This is a genomic window from Defluviimonas salinarum, from assembly GCF_026013545.1.
Lineage (GTDB): Bacteria > Pseudomonadota > Alphaproteobacteria > Rhodobacterales > Rhodobacteraceae > Albidovulum > Albidovulum salinarum.
Genome location: NZ_JAPDOG010000079.1, coordinates 1 through 1,871, shown reverse-complemented (window position 1 = coordinate 1,871; position 1,871 = coordinate 1). Strand labels below are relative to the sequence as shown.

The window sequence follows — 1,871 nt, the reverse complement described above, 5'->3', positions numbered from 1 at the left end:
CCATCTGCTCGTCCGTCAGCCAGAAAAGATTGCTCATCATCAACCCCGTCAGTCTGGAGCCTTGAATCACCCGGCGGCGGCAGCTTCAAGCAGATCAATGGGTCCTGACCCTAGGGACGACCAGGGGTGGGTTCAGTCCCTGTGACCTGCTGGCTTGGGACCGGTGCGGGCACTGGGCGTGCATAAACCGCAACATTTTCTCCGCGTCCAACGCCATGCGGAATCGTAATGGCGGTCAAAATGGGGGATTGAGAATATCCATCCAGAGTCAAACCGTTGAGTTTAATAATGATATTTAGATGATATGGCGGAGCTGTCAGACGAATTCGAACCAGTCTCCGAATGTACAGTGAGCTTGCCCCTTATGCGGCGCCGAGTTGACGCCACTCGGCGAGACCGGCGGCGCGGTTCTTCTTGAAATTTGCCCTCGAGGAGAAGCTACGCTCCGAGTTGAAATGGTTGAAGACTGAGGCGTGGACGGCAGCGAACATCTGCAGACTTCGCATGCGCCGGAAGCGCTGCATCGCACTTTCTCGTCGTCGGAATGGCAGGTGCGAATTCTCAGCCCGATTGTTGAGCCAGCGGCCCGTTTCCTGCCGGTCCGCCGCGCCGACCTCCCGTAGCGCGGCACCGTAGGACCGGAGCTTGTCGGTGACGAAAATGTGCGGCCGGCCGTAGCGCTTCATTGATTTCCTGAGAAATTTCAATGCCGCCTTCTGTCCCGCGTCTTGATCACGAAGCTCTCGAGAGCCTCGCCCTCATGATCGACGGCCCGCCAGAGGTAGTGCCGCTCGCCGTTGATCTTCACAAACATCTCGTCGAGGTGCCATCGCCACTGCGGCCCGGAGCGCAGGCGCTCGACGCGTTTCTGGCGAATTTCGGCGGCGAACTTCGGATCGAAGCGTTGCCACCAGAACCGCACCGACTCGTGGCTGATCTCGATCCCGCGCTCGTGAAGCAGGTCCTCAACGTTCCGAAGCGACAGCGGAAACCGGACATAGAGCATCACTGCAAGGCGGATGATCTCCGGGCTGCTGTGGAACTACTTGCAAGGGTCGCGTTTCGTCATGGCCGGACGCTACGAGGCCGACCTGCCCGTCTCAACCGGATTCCTTCTGACAGCGCCGGCTGCATGGCTCGAGGGTCAGGGCATGAAGCATGTCCGTGGTGCGCCGAACCACCCCCAGACCCAGGGCAAGATCGAGCGGTGGCACCAGACGCTGAAGAACCGCATCCTGCTCGAGAACGACTACCTACCGGGCGCGCTCGAACAGGCCATCGACGCCTTCGTCGAACATTACAACCATCGCCGTCACCACGAGAGCCTCGGCAACCTCACCCCGGCCGACGTCTACTTCGGCCGCGCCAACGACGTTCTCAGCGAGAGGAGGAAGATCAAGGAGCTGACCATGAAGCGGCGCCGCTTGCTCAATCAACAGCACGCCGCATAGGATCGAAACCAATGAGCCAGATCCTCCAAAGGCCCATCACGTCAGGACGCCCACTTTATCTGACGACGGACACCGCTCAACACTCAAATCCGACCGGGAGATTCCAGATCAAGCCGGCCCTGATTCAGGGCGAAGGCCACTCTGATTGTAGGCGTTCGGTGCCCAAAACCGGCGATCAACTTGCCGGATTTCCGATCCGTTGATACCCTCAGAGGGTACTTTTTTGGGGAGCTGAGAATGCTTTTGCACCGATCAAGGCATTTCCTATCTGCTGCAGCCGTCCTTTTCACGTTGGGCAGTGTGACCCTAGGGCCTGTTGACAAAAGGGATTCACACGGACGCCTGATCATGATTCAAGCTGGTATCTGCGATGGAGACCAGCTTGGCACGAGACCTGATGTCGGACGATGAGTGGGCGTT

At 58.8% G+C, this 1,871-nt stretch carries 2 pseudogenes; one reads left to right on the top strand and one right to left on the bottom strand.

Going from position 1 to position 1,871, the window contains the following annotated elements:
- Positions 1-362: 362 nt before the first annotated feature.
- Positions 363-1,006: pseudogene (locus tag OM960_RS25295) on the bottom strand (IS6 family transposase).
- Between the two features lie 121 nt (positions 1,007-1,127).
- On the opposite strand from OM960_RS25295, the pseudogene OM960_RS25290 reads away from it, so the two are divergent.
- A pseudogene (locus OM960_RS25290) lies at positions 1,128-1,451 on the top strand (integrase core domain-containing protein); the annotation flags it as partial.
- Between the last annotated feature and the right edge of the window lie 420 nt (positions 1,452-1,871).